Annotated in this window: 16 protein-coding genes; 4 read left to right on the top strand and 12 right to left on the bottom strand. The window is 35.7% G+C overall.

Annotated elements, in window-relative coordinates; all coding sequences use genetic code 11:
- Window positions 1–170: 170 nt before the first annotated feature.
- From A5880_RS08160 to A5880_RS08145, 4 genes are all read left to right on the top strand, one after another.
- Entirely contained in the window at window positions 171–2807 is a 2637-nt protein-coding gene (locus A5880_RS08160; RefSeq protein ID WP_086330483.1) for a YfhO family protein, read from the top strand.
- A gap of 235 nt (window positions 2808–3042) precedes the next feature.
- Window positions 3043–3561, top strand: coding sequence for an RNA polymerase sigma factor (locus A5880_RS08155; RefSeq protein ID WP_086330482.1), 519 nt, complete (start codon window positions 3043–3045; stop codon window positions 3559–3561).
- The gene (locus A5880_RS08150) at window positions 3554–4648 is read left to right on the top strand and encodes a hypothetical protein (protein ID WP_086330481.1); all 1095 of its coding nucleotides are present in this window, start codon (window positions 3554–3556) and stop codon (window positions 4646–4648) included. Before A5880_RS08155 ends, A5880_RS08150 begins: the two co-directional genes overlap by 8 nt.
- A 21-nt stretch (window positions 4649–4669) precedes the next feature.
- Window positions 4670–4957, top strand: a complete 288-nt coding sequence (locus A5880_RS08145; RefSeq protein ID WP_086330480.1) for a hypothetical protein — start codon at window positions 4670–4672, stop codon at window positions 4955–4957.
- 100 nt (window positions 4958–5057) lie between these two features.
- Here A5880_RS08145 and rihC read toward each other — a convergent pair whose 3' ends face one another.
- From rihC to dhaK, 12 genes are all read right to left on the bottom strand, one after another.
- Window positions 5058–5981, bottom strand: coding sequence for a ribonucleoside hydrolase RihC (gene rihC / locus A5880_RS08140; protein ID WP_086330479.1), 924 nt, complete (start codon window positions 5979–5981; stop codon window positions 5058–5060).
- A gap of 141 nt (window positions 5982–6122) precedes the next feature.
- The gene (locus tag A5880_RS08135; protein ID WP_086330478.1) at window positions 6123–6455 is read right to left on the bottom strand and encodes a hypothetical protein; all 333 of its coding nucleotides are present in this window, start codon (window positions 6453–6455) and stop codon (window positions 6123–6125) included.
- Between the two features lie 116 nt (window positions 6456–6571).
- Window positions 6572–9160, bottom strand: coding sequence for a bifunctional lysylphosphatidylglycerol flippase/synthetase MprF (gene mprF / locus A5880_RS08130; protein ID WP_086330477.1), 2589 nt, complete (start codon window positions 9158–9160; stop codon window positions 6572–6574).
- A 648-nt stretch (window positions 9161–9808) separates the two neighbouring features.
- Complete coding sequence (locus A5880_RS08125) at window positions 9809–10180, bottom strand: hypothetical protein (RefSeq protein WP_086330476.1); 372 nt, start codon at window positions 10178–10180, stop codon at window positions 9809–9811.
- Between the two features lie 19 nt (window positions 10181–10199).
- Window positions 10200–11483: a T7SS effector LXG polymorphic toxin gene (locus tag A5880_RS08120; protein WP_086330475.1), complete on the bottom strand. Its 1284-nt coding sequence runs from the start codon at window positions 11481–11483 to the stop codon at window positions 10200–10202.
- Window positions 11484–11486: 3 nt separating this feature from the next.
- Complete coding sequence (locus A5880_RS08115) at window positions 11487–11828, bottom strand: DUF3958 family protein (RefSeq protein ID WP_086330474.1); 342 nt, start codon at window positions 11826–11828, stop codon at window positions 11487–11489.
- The gene (locus tag A5880_RS08110) at window positions 11825–12127 is read right to left on the bottom strand and encodes a TIGR04197 family type VII secretion effector (RefSeq protein WP_179190409.1); all 303 of its coding nucleotides are present in this window, start codon (window positions 12125–12127) and stop codon (window positions 11825–11827) included. Before A5880_RS08110 ends, A5880_RS08115 begins: the two co-directional genes overlap by 4 nt.
- 621 nt (window positions 12128–12748) lie before the next feature.
- Window positions 12749–13237, bottom strand: coding sequence for a hypothetical protein (locus tag A5880_RS08105; RefSeq protein WP_143353643.1), 489 nt, complete (start codon window positions 13235–13237; stop codon window positions 12749–12751).
- Between the two features lie 399 nt (window positions 13238–13636).
- Window positions 13637–14767, bottom strand: coding sequence for a glycerol dehydrogenase (locus tag A5880_RS08100; protein ID WP_086330471.1), 1131 nt, complete (start codon window positions 14765–14767; stop codon window positions 13637–13639).
- Between the two features lie 23 nt (window positions 14768–14790).
- Complete coding sequence (gene dhaM, locus A5880_RS08095; RefSeq protein ID WP_086330470.1) at window positions 14791–15159, bottom strand: dihydroxyacetone kinase phosphoryl donor subunit DhaM; 369 nt, start codon at window positions 15157–15159, stop codon at window positions 14791–14793.
- Window positions 15152–15739 (bottom strand): dihydroxyacetone kinase subunit DhaL, encoded by a 588-nt coding sequence (gene dhaL, locus A5880_RS08090; RefSeq protein WP_086330469.1) that lies wholly within the window; start codon window positions 15737–15739, stop codon window positions 15152–15154. Before dhaL ends, dhaM begins: the two co-directional genes overlap by 8 nt.
- Before the next feature lie 56 nt (window positions 15740–15795).
- Window positions 15796–16779, bottom strand: coding sequence for a dihydroxyacetone kinase subunit DhaK (dhaK, locus tag A5880_RS08085; RefSeq protein WP_086330468.1), 984 nt, complete (start codon window positions 16777–16779; stop codon window positions 15796–15798).
- Between the last annotated feature and the right edge of the window lie 174 nt (window positions 16780–16953).

Raw genomic sequence — 16953 nt, 5'->3', positions numbered from 1 at the left:
TTATACGCTTATTTTTATAATATTACATAAATTATCAACAAAATAAACCAGTCAGCGGTTTTATTTAGCCAACTCTTCGATTTTCTTTAATTTTTTTCTTTCTTACAATCAATTTTTCGATGGATATGCTAAACTATATATATTCTATTTTATACGTTGTGAGGTTGATTATGAAGAAAAAAATACATACATTCATGAAAGAAAACTGGCCTTATATGACCGCTAGTTTTTTCATTCCTTTTTTAATAATGGTCATTATTTATTTAAGCTTGGGTATTTATCCAGGAAGCAGCCGTAGTGTGATGGCAAGTGATTCTTTTTCACAATTTTCCAATTTCCATGCAAGTTTTAATAATGTTTTGCATGGTAAACAAAGTATTTTTTATACTTGGAATGCTTCTCTTGGGTTAAACTACCTTTCTCTGATTTCGTATTATCTAGGTGGCTTATTTACACCCCTCGTTTTGTTTTTTAACAATCAGAATATTCCTGATGCACTGTACTTCATTACTTTATTGAAAATCGGTTCCGCTGGTTTAGCGTTTTGGGTATTTGCAAAACATACCTATAAAATACCTAAGTGGGGGCATGTAATGCTTAGCGTGCCTTACGCTTTGATGTCTTTTGCCACCGCACATTCAGAAATTATTATGTGGCTAGATGCCTTTACTTACCTACCTTTAGTTATTCTCGGTATTCATCGATTGATGGATGAACGAAAACCAGTTTTGTTATTTGTCAGCTATTTGCTATTATTTATCTCTAATTTTTATATGGGCTTTATGATCGGGATATTCTCATTCCTCTACTTTATCGCTCGAATGCTGACCAATTGGAAACTCTATAAAAAGCGGATCATTCCTTATGGCATCACTTCTCTTTTAGCTGGAGGTGCTTCAATGATTTTGGTCTTGCCGGCAGTGCTTGATTTACGAGCAAATGGTGAAACCTTATCTGAAGTCACTCAGTTTAAAACAGAAGCAACCGCTTTTTGGGATATCGTGATGAAAAATATGGTCGGTGTCTACGATACAACCAAATATGGTTCAATACCGTTTATCTATGTCGGTCTACTTCCTTTGATTTTCTGTGTCTTTTACTTTGTCACAAGAGAAATACCACGGAAAAATAAGTTCTTATTCGGCAGCCTATTTCTGATTTTAATTGCTAGTTTTTATATCACCCCACTCAATCTGTTTTGGCACGGCATGCATGCGCCGAACATGTTCTTGTTCCGCTATAGTTTCTTATTTTCTTTCTTAGTGGTTCTGTTAGCAGGATATGGATTTGAAAAATTTAAATTAGATGATTTAGGCTTGTTAGCAGGTTCTACAATCATGCTGATTGCTATTTTTGCTTTAGCTGAAGGGACAAAAGGGACGACAAGTTACGATTATATTCCGATTTCAGCCTTTGTTATTACTGTATTATTTTTACTGCTCTATCTTGCTGGAATCATCTTTTACCAATTGAAAAAAATACCGATGCATTATCTGATTATTTTATTACTATTACTCGTTTCAACTGAAGCATTTATTAATACAAGTACGATGTTAAAGGGCATATTAGACGACTGGAATTATGCTTCACGCAGTCTTTATTCTGAGCCTTACCCATCGATCAAAAAACTAGTTGATAAAACGAAAAAGGAAAATGATACTTTTTATCGTTTGGAAAATTTAAATCCTGTTTCATCCAACGACAGTATCAATTATGGCTATAGCGGTGTCAGCTTATTCTCATCCATCCGCAATCGTCATTCTTCTTCTTATTTAAATGACCTAGGTTTCCGTTCAAGAGGAACAGGGTTGAATATCCGTTACCCAAACAATACTTTGTTGATGGATTCTCTAGTTGGCTTAAAATACAATATTTCTGAAAATGATCCATTAAAATTCGGCTATTTCCCTACAGATAAAGCAGGAAAATTTTCATTATACGAAAATAGTAATACCTTACCGTTAGGCTTTTTAGCTGAAAAAGATATCTATAAAGTGAAACAACCAGCGAATGATAATTTAAGTAGCCAAACAGAATTATTCAATGCGTTAGCTGACCAGAAACAGAATTACTTCAGGTTTTACCAACCAACAATAACCAATAAAACAAACGTAAAAATTGAGCAAAATACAAATTCAGTAACCTATCGGGAACTACAAAGCAATGTTTCCAAAGATATTACTTGGACAGTCAACGTACCAGCGAATACGCAAGCCTATCTTAGCCTGTTTCCGACCGATTTTAATCAGCTAGAAAGCTCTACTGCAACACTATCAGTCAATGGAGTAAGTCAAAAATCCCAAATCAATATTACAGGTCAATATTACAATATCGGTTATTATGACAAGCCAACGACTGTAACCTTTACAGTGAGTTTTTACGGCACAACTGCGGTTAGCTTTATGGAGCCTAAAGTAGTCGGCTTAGATACAAAAGCATTTGAACAATCCGTTAAATCCATCCAAAACAAAGGCGTTGATCTAGCAGTAAAAGGACGGAAAGCCGTTGGTACTCTGACTGCTGATAAAGATCAAGTTCTTTTAACAACCATACCTTACGATAAAGGTTGGAAAGCTTATGTTGATGGAAAAAAAGTACCCGTTGAAGCCTTTAAAAAAGCATTTGTTAGCGTTCCTGTAACAGCTGGTGAACATACAATTGAATTTGTTTATCTGCCGGAAGGCTTTTTACCAGGCGTGATTTTGTTTATTGTTTGTATCGGTGGGTTTGTGGTTTATGTCCGAGTGACAAATAGACCAAAACTGGCTTTAGTGAAACCTAATAAACGGAAACGGAAAAAAAGATAATAAAAAAGAGTGTTCAGCTTATTTCCGAAGCTTTCAACTCTTTGTGATTTAGCGCTTAAAAATTGATGTAATCGAAGCACAGTAGCTGCTTTTTCTCTCCGTCTATTTGGATTTTTGGTATCTAGGACTTAACTCAACGAGTTTTGTCCTAGATACCTTTTTATTAAAAATAACTTTTAATGAAACCTTTTTGCTAAAATTAGAGTCTAATAGCTATAGGGGAAAGGGGTAAACTATGGAAAAAGGGATACAAATTCGTTTGGTCAAAAAAGCAAAAAATGGTGATGCACAAGCATTTATCAAGCTTTGTGAAGCCTATCAAGTTGTGTTGTACAACTCTGCGTATAAACTACTTCTAAATAATGAAGATGTCGCTGACTGCCTACAAGAAACAGAACTTCGTGCCTGGCAAAAAATTAGCAACATAAAAAACGAATCAGCATTTAATACTTGGATTTTTAGAATAATGATTAATATCGCCAAGGATATTCTGAAAAAAAGAGTAGAATTGGTTGAATTTGAAGAAAATTATATGAGTACAATAGAAAATAACTACACAGGATTTCAACTGGAAGAAGAATTTGACAAATTACCTGAAAGATATAAAATCCCGATCATTTTACACTATTACGCTGGTTTTAACATTAATGAAATTTCAGAACAACTGAGTTTATCCAAAAATACAGTTAAAACACGATTAGCCAGAGGTAGAGGGAAATTAAAACATTTATTGGAAGGAGAAGAGTATGGGTAAAAAAAGGAAGAATATTCTTAAACAAGAACTCGACATTCCAAACGAAGTAATGACAAAGTTAGTACAGAATCGAGAATCTATTTTGAATAACACCGTCAAACAGGAAAAAAAGAAATTCACGATTAGATATAAAAAACAACTCATTACCACGCTAGCGATAGCCGCATCACTTCTTATAATTGCTATCGTCAATCCACAAATGAATACAGCAATCAAACATGCACTAGGCATTAGCCAAGATGAAGGCGTTGCGGTGGTAGAAAATAACGGAATACAAAGTGAATTGAATCTAACGAGTACACAAAATGGACGCGAGATTACTTTAACAAAATTCGTATCAACAAAGAAAAAATTTGCCTTTGACTATCAATTTAAGTTAGATGATGAAAAATTGAAAGAATTAATACAAAAACAAAATAATCCTGATCGAGTGTTTACTAAAAATGCTGCAAATGCTCAGCATATTGACATTGGTCTATTTGCCAACGATAGTACAGAAGATTTATTTAGTGGTGTTTCATCTCAATCTACTTTTCGTGTAGAAGGTGATACTTTTTATGGTTCAGTCGTAGCAACGTTTACTCGGGAAAAAATCCCTGAAGATGCTAAATTAACGCTTCATATTTACAAACTATATTGGCAAGATGCTGAAGAACTTGATCAAGCCTTTTTAGAAGCTTCTAAAACCAATAGTCCTTTTGGTGTGGATTACGCATTAAAATATGAGGGGGATTGGCGCTTTGATATTGACTATAAACCATTGACCCAAAAGGCTGACACACAAATCACCAATGTGAGTAATATCACCGATATAAAAACAAAGAATGATGCTTTACAAACAACACTCACATTTGTCGCACCATTTCAACCAGAAGAATCTCCTGCTGTGACACTGTATAAAGATGGTGTAAAAACAGAAAATCAAATTTTCATGGAAATGTACAACCCTGAAACTGGTGAAGTAACGATTTCTTTCAGCTTAAGCGCATTAGATAAAACATCTGTTTATACCGTCCAACTAAATAAAATTGATTTCAGTGGTGAACCGCTTGAAGAAATTGGTCATTTTGATATTCAAAACAAATAAATTCAGATAGAGGGGATCAGTATGACTAGTAAAAAACAACATTCTATTGTGGGGACAAACATAGCTATCGTCATTTATTATTTTCTACCAAGAATACAAATAACCACACTGTCTCCATACTGGAATATGTTTTTTAATTCCAGACATATTTTGGTAACAATCATTACACTAGCTATGTTGTTCATTACTTTCCAAAAAGCCCATTCTAACAAATGGGGAAATGTAAATTTGTCCAGAATGGTCGTTAGTTCGTATAGTTTATTTTTATTTGCTACTATTTTCTATTTTATGATGACTGAGTTTCTATAAAAGTTATATCTTGAACCCCTAAAAACCGAATAAGCGGCGGGAGCAGAAGCACCCCTTTCGGAGCTAAACGCATTCTATCCCAGCCGCTTTAAATAACTGATCAATCACATTTTTTTATCGCATCTAAAAACCACTGCCTAAATTGTTCTGCATCAATATCTGTACACACGCGACAGTTCGCACTTTTGCCTAGATACCCATCTAAATCAACCAATGTCGCCCCAGCAGTCAAGATCCCTTGTGTTTCAATCCCAACATAAGCTTCTTTCACCTCAAACATCTCAGGCGCCAGCAGATAAGCCACGGCACAGCCGTCATACATCTTCAGCCCAGTATCCAAACTACCTCCACGATAGTGTCTAAACAAATGCTCAATCATGTCACCTGTTTTATTCATTTTCTGGATCGTCTCGCATTCTTTAGGTAAAATCAGTGCCTTTTCTCCTACATCTAACCCTACCATTGTTAAAGGCATCTTACTTTCAAAAACGATTTTAGCAGCTTCTGGATCGGCAGCAATATTAAACTCTGATAAGACCCCATAATTGCCTCTCGCTAAAGAGCCACCCATAATGATCAATTCTTCAACTTTTTCCACACACTCTGGATACATTCTAAGTAACAACGCAATATTTGTTAACGGACCGATCCCAACAATCGTCGTTTTTTCCTTTGATTCCATCAATACTTTGTACATCTCGATCACCGCATGATTTTTTGTTAACAACTCATACTTGGATTCTGGAAATTCATATCCATCCATACCTGTACTTCCATGAATATCACTTGCATTGATTGCTTCACGAAGTAATGGTCGATCAGAGCCGATTGCAACAGGAACATCCTTATCCCAAAAAGACATTAGTTTCAGCAGATTTTTTGTTACTTTATCTACACTCACATTGCCTGCTACTGTAGTTAATAATTTGATGTCCAACCGCTCATCAAATAACGCAGCAGCAATAGCAACAGCATCATCGATTCCTGGATCTGTATCGATAATCACTTTTCTTGTTTTTTTCACTTTATTTTTCCCTTCCTTTAAACTTTCATTACATAAAAAAAGCGGTTCTCCCACGCAGTTTTGATCTAACGAAAGCTACCCCATTTTATCTAAAAAACAAGGAACCCAACAAACCGTTGTTCTTCTTGCTTTCTTCCATAATTAATAATCTAATTGTTTCAAATGTAGTAAAAATGAATCTGGTGTTAAACGTTTAATCGTATATAAACGTTCGATTTGCTTATGAATCTTTTTATCTTCTTTGCTTGCAGGATCAAAGAGACCCATCAACCTGTCCACTCCGTAATCTACCAAAATACCAATGCCACCGCTACCGATCGTAAAGCCTGCCATATCCGTATCACTCAGTTGACCCTTTTTGATTTCTGCGATGAGTTGACTGAAATCACCTTCAACGATAATTTCATCCGTCTTTTTATCTAACTCCACTGCTAATTCCACTTTGGTTCTCACGGTTACCTGCTCAAGTTTCATCTCAAAAACCTCCTTTTATAAATATTATACGCTATTCTAATGATTTTACTAGTGGGACTTAAGACGGAAAAAGGCGAGAAATCAACCATTTTCTGGCTTCTTCTCACCTTTTTCTGCTATGAAGATGGAATCAATACTTCTTCCACTAAAGAAACCCCTTTTCCTCGTTCAATCAACAAGGCTAACTGAATAAAAGCAAATAACACATTACTTTGTTTTGAATAAGCAAAATATCTGGGTTCCCAAGTCGTTACATATGGTTCTTTTTCTTTTCTCGTATCTTTAAATCCGTATAGTTGATCCCCATATTTATAAAAAATATTGATCAAGCGCTCGTTAAAAAATGAATATTTGGTCTCACCTACATTCGATAATGGCGCCGTACCTAAATTCACTCGGCTATATCCCCGTTTGTCAGCGTCAGCAATAAAATGTGTGAATAAGAAATCTACAACATGTTCTGGAGCCGTTTCATCATAACGCAATAAATCATACGAAACTTCCTTTTTTTCAATAATTGGCTTTTCTGTAATAAATCCAACCACTTCATAGTTCTGGTTTCTCAAAATACCAATATCACTTAACTGCAAATACTCTTGATCGAATCGTCCACAAACAAAATTACGTTCTCGTTGCGTGCCTAACCAATTTTCTGAAACTCGTGATAGCTCGTGAAACAACTCTTTTGAAATAGGTTCGTGATACATTGTAACCTTATACCCTAAGTTAGTTAAGTGTTGCAACTCCATACTATTTGTTGCCAGCGCACTCGAAGTAGTCTCGACACAAGTAAGATCCACGATCCCTTCCTCACCAACTTTCATAAAGTTAAAGCCGAGATCGTGTAAGATCATTGTATATCGCTCGCTAGTTCGATAAAAAGCCGCTTGATACCCCAGTAAATCCGCCGCATCTAAAAAGGCTAACGTGGCTTGCATCCATTTTTCCTGATTGCCAACTGGCTCTCCTAAGATAAAGCATTTATTCGCTTTGATTTGATAAGCAAACAGTACCTCATCCTTACTATTTTCCTGGTAATAAAAGTAGGTATAATTTTTTAAATAGAGCAGATGACTACCTTCAGTTCCCCCATATTTATTGATAAGAGCTGTTAAACGCTCTTGTTGAAACACTTCACCCAAACGCTTATCTGTATCAGCTAAATAGTGATAGAGGGTGATCAGTCCAACCATCGAAATTCCTAGTCCAATCAACCCAGAGAACCAGACATCATCCGATGGAAACAGGAGAAACATATGTGGCAGAGGACCTGTTTTATCTGGATGAGAACTATAATAGCCAGCTACAGTATAAATAATAAATAAGAAACTAAATAACACACCATCTACCGCTAAAGCCCCCCAAGAGTAAACAAATTTCTCACGATAAAATTCTTTCCTAGCTAAAAAGACCGCAGAAAGAATCACCAAATAAACAAGAATCAACTGCCACGATGCAGTTCGTAAAATCGTATTGATAATACCAAAAATCAATAAACCAATCGTCGGCCAATAAGCTTTTCTCACTTTCATAGAAATCCCTCTTGCCAGACCCAACAATAAAAATCCAATCAACAGATTAAATGTTTGATCTAAAAAATCAAAAGAAAATGGCAATAAAAACTGAAACAAGCGACTGACATTCGACAAATTCGTAATCGTTGACAGTAAAACCAGCATGATACCAGCAAAATAAAGTGCTGCCACTAAAATAAAGTGAGCAACTTTTTGTGAGAATATTCGAGGTAGATCATCCAGAAATCGATTGATTTTAAGCCCTGCTTGATGAATAAATAAAATAATTCCAGTAATAAAAGGCAACACATAGTAAAATAATCGATAATAGATCAACCATACCACCGCTGTTGACTGGTCTACGTTTAGCTGAGAAAGACCTAAAATCATCAACACATCAAAGGTTCCCATCCCACCTGGCACCATCGTCAACATACCAATCAATGTGGCGATAACAAACATTGGATAAACACCAACAAGAGAAACATCTACTTTCATCAAAGCACCTACGCTTAAAAAGACAAACATTGCGCCCAGCCATTGTCCAAAAGATGCGCCGAATAACAGAACAATGCCTTTTGGGAAAAAATCTTTAAACAACGTATATTTTTTCATGCGAGTAAATATAAATAATGCTGGAGCAATCAAACTTCCTGCTAGAAGCCATACCCAATATTCTTTAAACACACTATCGGAACGAATGAAAAAAAGATCAATAAATGCAATAAAAGCCAAAATAGATAAACCCGAAATCATAAATAAAGCAACTTTAGACACTGTGGCAACAACTTTTTTACGTGGCACATCTTTCCCATAAAAATTTGCCCGTAACGTTGCCCCAACCACGCCGCCAAATCCAGCAAGATTATTAATTGTGTTTGTAACCCATGCAGAAACAACCCATTCCCAGCGATTCATTCTTGGATTTCCTTGCTCTTCAAGAACTTTCACAACCACAAAATCATACAAAAGCATTGGCAAAACACCGATCAAGCCAGCCATAATCATGCCAAGAATCCGAAAACGACTTTGCTGCCCCATCGTATGAAAGACATCTTGCCAAGTCATTCCTTGAACGATATGGGTCACTTGATTTGCAACAAAGATCAAAACAGAACCTAAGAAAATTAGTTTCAATAATAAGCTATGTGCTTTCATCCATTGGAATAGTTGGTTTAATTTATTTTTCATTTGTTCACCGCCTTTCTCGAAACCTATTTTCTTTTATATGTTAGCGTATAACTGATTATTTTTCCACTATTGGTCCGTGTGAAATAATATGCTTAATTTCGAGTTATGACCATGGCTATTATATGAAAGATGGTGGCACTTATGAACGGCTAGAATTGGCATCTATAACAATGAACTTTCCGCAGAAGTTTATAAGTTAGAATCTGGAAATATTATGATGCCTTTTAATCTTCGTTCACTGGATAAAAATTCTGTGTGCAAAATCCAAGTAAATAGAGTTGATGTATATGCTGATGGATCCAATAAGGAAATAGGGATTATTGAATTTAACAGTTCTCTGTATCTATTGAAGTTATCGACTAAAGTATGACAAAGATCAGTATATTAGGTCGTCAAATGTTATGATTGTAAGTAACAAAAATAGAACCAACACACTTCTTTGTGTCGGCTCTATTATTGTTTAAATTATGATTGTAACTTTTGATAGCCTAGCATCCTGATATTTATTGATCAATTTTATGTAATCGATACTTTTAAGTTTTGATAGTGTTTGTTGAACGAAAAATGAGTAAAAGTATCTTACTCATTAAATTCATTCAAAAATGATTCACTAACCGTACACTAATAAAATTAGATACCTGAATAGTATTAATCAGCCATATCATCTTCAATTCCATGTTTATCCATGTAATCCTTTTTGAATTGCATATATTCACTATGTGCCTCTTCAATTTTTCTTCTAGATATTATTCCCCATTCTTTTTTTAACTGGTCATTATGACTTTGATAATCATTTGTGTCTGAATTTATATCCATTTCTCCACCAAACCCTACAAAATCTTCTAAAGTATGAACAATTCCATGTTCTCCTGCGTAGCATAATTCATAGTCTGCATACGTAAAACCTATACCTGTGCCATTAAAATCATCAAAAGATTCACTTTCTCTGAATATTTTAACGAGATCCATTCCTTCCTCATAAAATACTTCTAATAATACATGCTTTATTCTAGTTTCCAAAAGAAAAACCTCTTTCACTTTAGTATTTGTGTCCTTTAAACACATCTTTTAGTTTTATTTTACCGGGACCGTCTTTTTCATAGGTTCCTCGGATTCCACCTCTATTATTTCCTGTCCCTTTTCCTCGGATATCAAATGCTCGTTCTCCTTTGCGATCACCTTTTAATGCGTGATCATTCAAACCTGTTTTATCACCTTTAGATAATTTGTCCAACGCTTCATCTAGGGCTTTCTTTTGCTCTGGAGAAAGTTTTTTAATTTTTCTCTGTACATCTTTGGGTATTTCAATGTCTACCTCATCTGCATTGGAATCGCTGAATGATACAGATGGGGCATCATTTAGGAGAGTTAGGATTCCAGTAGATATTATTATCGTACCTATCCCTTTTACTACGTTTTTTATGTTCGCAGCACCACCAACACCAGGTAACGCAATTGTAGGATCAACAATTCCTTTTTTTACAACCATTTGAGTATAACTGCCTTTAGGCAGCAGATCTCCATACAATTCTAAAACAGAATAGAGTTCGGAATTATTTTTTGAATTAAGTATCTTTCCATTCTTCAGAATGATCCAGTCTATTTTATTACCATTTTTAACACGCCGTATTTCATAACCATCTAGTTTAGCAATTGCATCTTTAACAACTTTCTTTTTCAATGCTTCTAATTGTTGTTCTCGAGCTTCCCAACGTTTATTAATGGACGTTGCCCATGTCATATCTAGCTTGCTGATATCAAATGACCCTGAAGCTGAATTCCATGCTTTACATCCATTGACTTGAGCTAAGCCACGAGAAAACTCTTGCTGACTTGCTTCATATTCGGCAAAAAAACTACTAGAACGTGCGTTATAAGCGTGGAACTTTTCTAGTTTTTCTCTTTTTTTAGAAATAGAATCACAAGCATTCATATATCGACGTTCCAAACTTGGCTGAAAATTTTTCGAGACTTGCATCTGGTGTTCTAAATTTCTTTTAAGCTGTTCCAGTTGCTCGATTTGACTTTGGATTTGATCTTCGTCAGTATCAATACCCGAGACAGAGCTTTGGTATTCAGTGACTAAACGTTTGTGTGCTTGCTGCATTGCTTCACCTGTCATAAGTGCTGATCGACAAAGAGGTGTATAAACAACACTAAAATAGCTTTTAGCAGAATCATATGCTTTACCAGATAAAGGAGCAGATAAGAAATGGGAAATACTGTCTTGTAGTTGTGCAATTGCTAGATTTGCTTCATTACTCATACGTGCCGCTTCTGCCGCCTGTGTTTGCATCTCTCCTACGTAGAATTTTAAACCCATCCCTCAATCCTCCTCTTTTTTCAGTAAAGATTTTCGTTGCAATTGGTAAGTCTCTTCTTCAGAATCAGCTAGTTCTTTTTTTACACGCTGCAATTGCTCTTCATTTTTTTCTAGTTGTTGTTGCGCTCTTTTTGATTGGAAAAAACTATCTTCTCCTTTATCCTGAAAAAATCTACGATCTTCTGGATCACTGGTTGCAATAAGTTCTGCATAAATCCGCTGCTCTTGTTGATTCAAATAGAAAAAATCTTCTCTTTGCTTCTCAATGGACTTCAGTTCTTTTTTGACCGAATTTTGTTCATCTTGAATCTTTGATAGCTGTACTTTGTAATCTGGTTCAGTCATTTAAACCACCTACTCATAGGAGACGAATTTAATTGAAATTTTTGTGCAGCTTGTTGATCAATTTCCGAAAAATCTTTAGCAACTGAATGGATTTTACTTCCTGCTGTTACAAGGCTTGTAGAAAGTTGCTTAAGTCCTTGTCCATATGTACTAGCTGCTTCTACAGCCGTAGCATTTCCAGAAATATTCGTTCTAGAAGCGGTATTAGTTAAATTAGTAACACTATTCAATGCACTAGCAGATTTACTGAACGAAGCAGATACGCCTCCTGCTACTGAAAGACTACTTTTTACTCCCATATAAAAACCCCACTTTTTACTTAGTATTAAAAGTATAACAAATTGATAATTCATAAACAATTCTATCTTTACTATAGAGGTGAATTTTTCACCGCAAATCTGAATGCATGTGCGTATGTTAGCCCCTAATTAGTTGCACATATAAAAAAGTAATCTCACTATATTTGTGTAAAATCACTTTTAACTACTGACTAATTTGATACAAAAAATATTTTTCTTCCCTTCACCTAAAACTACTGTTTTTCGGAAACACACCTTTAAGAGAATCTGACACAAAATAGTTTCTGTAAAACAAAATAGGACAGAGCGATCCTCTGTCCTAAATTTATATTTTGATCAACTCTATTGAACAGTTGTAAACTTTGCCAGAACAACGATTTTAAAATTTTCATTTGCTTATACCTTATTGAACTTTTCTTGCTTTTAAAGTCAGACACTAGTCCTATATTTATTATAGTCTACAATTGATTTTCATTCAAAATTGACGCTAGAAAACTACTGCTACCTTCCCCAGATAGATTTATTTTTTACAGAACTCTATCATACTTGTTTAATTTCAATTTATTTCTATTTTTTTAAACGAATGTTCAAATAACAATTTCTACCCAAATGATCTTTCAATCAATGTTCAACTGGTACCTTGATTATTAAAAAATCTTTTTCAGAATATGTTCCTCTCAATAAGCTTTGAGGATAGTAGTATTTAAATGTAAGATAATCAACTTTACTAGCTAGCTCTTTAGTTTTGATAGAAAATGTCATAGTATTCGTTTCACCTTTATTTATGTCTTTATTATTTTCTCTACTACCCAAATTTACTACATCATTATTACTGTCGATTATTTTCGAGTTACTCACAAGAGTCCATCTAATCTCATATGGATCCGGATAATTTATATTTTCATATGTCACACTAATTGTTATAACATGTTTAACTTCATCAGAATATGTTACATCTTTTCTAAGTGTATCCAAATTGCTACTTACTTTCGTAATAGTAAATGCAACTAATGGCTGATTGGCTTTTGTTATGACAACTCGTTCATTAATACCATATTCTTTTTTTTCTGTAGCCAAATCGTGGTTTTCTACCAGCTGTTCTTTTTTCATTTCCTCTTCTACACTAGATAGTTTAGTTCTATATTCTTCCAACTGTTTCTGATTGCTACATCCTGTTATTACAAAAAAACAATAGTACATGCTATAAAAATATACTTTTGTATTTTCAATACAGACATTCCTCCTTAAATCGTATACATTCTTTATTAATAATATCAATTTGTAAGGAAAAATGCGACACTACAAGTATTTTCCTGTGTTCTTTTATTCTATACTGTTACTTTCTATGTTTACTACCGCTTTGATCAAATTGATTATAGGCTTGCCTAAAAAAAACAAAAAATAACCGTCTTATCTTTGACAAGATAACGGTTATTCTTTAAACATTAACAATTGCTACTATCTTAAACTACTCTACACAAGACAAGCAAATTAGCGCATACTTACTATTTAGCGTTGATTCTTATACGCTGTCCCAAGTTTATCAGCCACAATAATAGCTGCTTTTACTTGATCCACTGTAATTGGAAATGGCATTGAATGAATGGATTCTTCTGGAATACAAGATTTTTCTGCGACTTCTGTTAGTTCTGCATCAGAAATTTCTTTCACGCCTAAATCTGCCAAACAAACTGGTAAACCGATAGATAGCGCAAAATCCAACACTTCATATAATTCAGCTTTTGGTGCATTTTCTAAAACCAACTGACAAATCGTACTAAACGCCACTTTTTCCCCATGAGTTGCCCCGTGTGCATCATGCAAAACAGTCAAACCATCATGAATGGCATGAATAGCAGCCAATCCAGCACTTTCAAATCCTAGACCTGACAATAAGATATTTGCTTCAATAATGTTTTCCAGTGCAGGTGTTACTACATTATTATCTGATGCTTCTTTGGCTTTTACGCCATCTTCTAGAATGGTTTCATAACATAATTTTGCTAAGGCCAATGCTGTATTTGTTCCTTTCGCTGGTGGGCATACTCCTTCCCGTGCCCCGCAAGGTAATCCCGCATTTACGTTAGAATAAGAATTATGTGTCGCTCTGGCTTCAAAATAAGTTGATAACGCATCACCCATCCCAGAAACTAAGAAGCGTGTTGGGGCATTAGCAATAACAACCGTATCGATCAAAACCACGCTTGGACTTTGAACAAAGTACGCGTAATCATCAAACTGACCATCTTCTGTATACAGTACAGCTGAATGACTTGTCGGTGCATCGGTAGCTACAATCGTTGGAACAATAATTAAATTATGCCCTTCTGCCACACATTTTGCTGTATCGATAGCTTTACCACCACCAAGACCAATAACACAATCACAATTATTTTCAGCAGCAACTTTTTGCAGTCGAGCCACTTCTACTCGTGATGCTTCTCCGTGGAAATTACTTTCTACAAAAGAAATATCAAATGTTTCAGCGGTTTTATCAAGCTTATCTTTTACCCGATTAACATCATCTGCATGGGCAATCAATAACGCTTTCTTACCAAATGTGGTCACAAAATAACCTAAGTTCAATAACTCATCTTCACCTTGTACATATTTCGTTGGACTGATAAATGCTTTTCTCATGTTTACAAACTCCTATTCTTTTCTTATTTTATTTTTAAAGGGGCTAATTGCTCCTTTATGGTTTCGATTGGTGTGTCTACTTGTAATAAAGCTGCTGCGGTGTAGGCGCTTTCTACTAGAGCTGTGTCAAACAATAACACTTCCTTCTCCGTCATATCAATCGCCATTTCTAAGTTCATTTTCGCACTGCCTAGATCGTAAAATGCAAACAATGTTTGTGCGGTATTTTTATCAAATGCATCCATGATTTTTTCAAAAGACGTGCCCACTTCTCCTTGATCTAATCCTGCAGCGACTGTTATCGGTACATCATTTGCTACTTCTTTGATTAAACGTGCAACTCCTTCACCGATTTCTTTAACATGAGAGACGATCACTACACCATTACTCATCAAAAACACCCGCTTCCATTAATGATTGAAAGAAATACAGACTAGACATCGCCCCTGGATCGATATGACCAATGGAACGTTCACCTACATAAGAGGCACGTCCTTTTGTGGCTGCGATATCTCTAGTTGCTTCGACAGATGCTTGCAAAACATCTTCTGTTAACGTACCCGTTTTGATTGCATCAATAGCAGGTGCCCATTCATCCAACATCGTTTTCTCACCTGGCTGACTATTTCCACGTTTTTCGATTCCAGCCAAACCTGCTTCTAAAATAGGTAGTGCCTCTGAAGTTGCAGCCGAAGCTTTACCCATTTCCATCATTGCAGTTCCATAAAGAGGACCAGATGCGCCACCGACCTTACTGATCAAAGCCATGGCAGTCAATTTGAACACATCTTGTAGCGTCTCCGCAGGTTTACTCTGCAAACTCTCACTCACAGCCTCCATCCCTCGAGCCATATTATTTCCATGATCCCCATCACCAATCGGTGTATCCAACTCACTTAAATAGTCTTTATTTTTATCGATTTTTTCTTTGAACAGTGCCAATGATTTTTTTAAATTATCTACAGTAAACATTTACATTCCTCCATTTTCTAAAAATAGACTAATCAATGCTCCAACTATGTCAGGCTTTACCAAGCAACAGTACCAACCTCTTCATTCAGTGCTTCTACCCAATCATCTTCTACTTTTAGCAACGTCACAGAAATTCCTGCCATTTCTAAAGAGGTCATATAATTCCCCACTTTTGAAAAAAAAACCTCCACACCTTCTGAATCCAGTAAACTCATGACATCATCATAAAAAATATATTGCTCCATCAATGGTGTTCCACCTAAGCCGTTGACTAAAATAGCGAACCGATCCCCTTTATTCCATTGAAATGCCGCTTTTAATTTTGAAATCAATTCTTCTGCCATTTCTTTAGACGGCTTGATTTTTTCACGTTTATAGCCGGGCTCTCCGTGGATACCTACACCAAACTCAATCTCGTCTTCTCCTAAAACAAAACCTGGTTTACCCACTTCTGGAACAGTTGCTCCCGTTAAGGCAACGCCAATTGTTTTTAAATTCTCAACCACTTTTTCACCCAATGCCACTAACTCTTCTACCGTTGCCCCATTGCGGGCTGCTGCTCCCAAAATTTTGTGGACTAAAATCGTTCCTGCAACACCACGTTTTCCTTGAGTATAGGTACTATCTTCAACCGCAATATCATCGTCTACCACAACGGTGCCAACGTTGATATCTTCCATTTCTGCTAAATCCTTTGCCATATCGAAATTCATGATATCGCCAGAATAATTTTTCACTACCATCACAACACCTTGCCCTTGATCGATGGCTTTGATTCCTTCAAAAATTTGGTCAGGTGTGGGTGAAGTAAATACTTGTCCGCACACTGCAGCTTGCAGCATACCTGCCCCAACAAACCCAGCATGAGCTGGTTCGTGACCACTACCGCCTCCGCTGATCAACGCCACTTGTTTGCTAATTTCTTTTTGTTTTAATACAAATGTTTCTGGAACTTGTTGAATGGTTTCATGATGGGCACGAACAAATCCTTGAACCATTTCTGGAACGACATTTTGTGCTTGATTGATAATTTTTTTCATGGGGTTCCCTCCTATTATTCTGTCGACATCAGTTAATCACATCTTTTGTATACGTTTACAATACTCGCATATGAAAAAAGTTGCAACGGACAAACAATAAAATGTGTCCGCTTTCATTTTGTTCTATGTAATGACTATAGTTTTCAGATTAAATACAGCGTATAATAGAAATAG

It is taken from the genome of Enterococcus sp. 4G2_DIV0659 (genome assembly GCF_002140715.2).
Classification (GTDB): domain Bacteria; phylum Bacillota; class Bacilli; order Lactobacillales; family Enterococcaceae; genus Enterococcus_L; species Enterococcus_L mansonii.
This window is presented reverse-complemented; position numbering and strand designations above follow the sequence as displayed.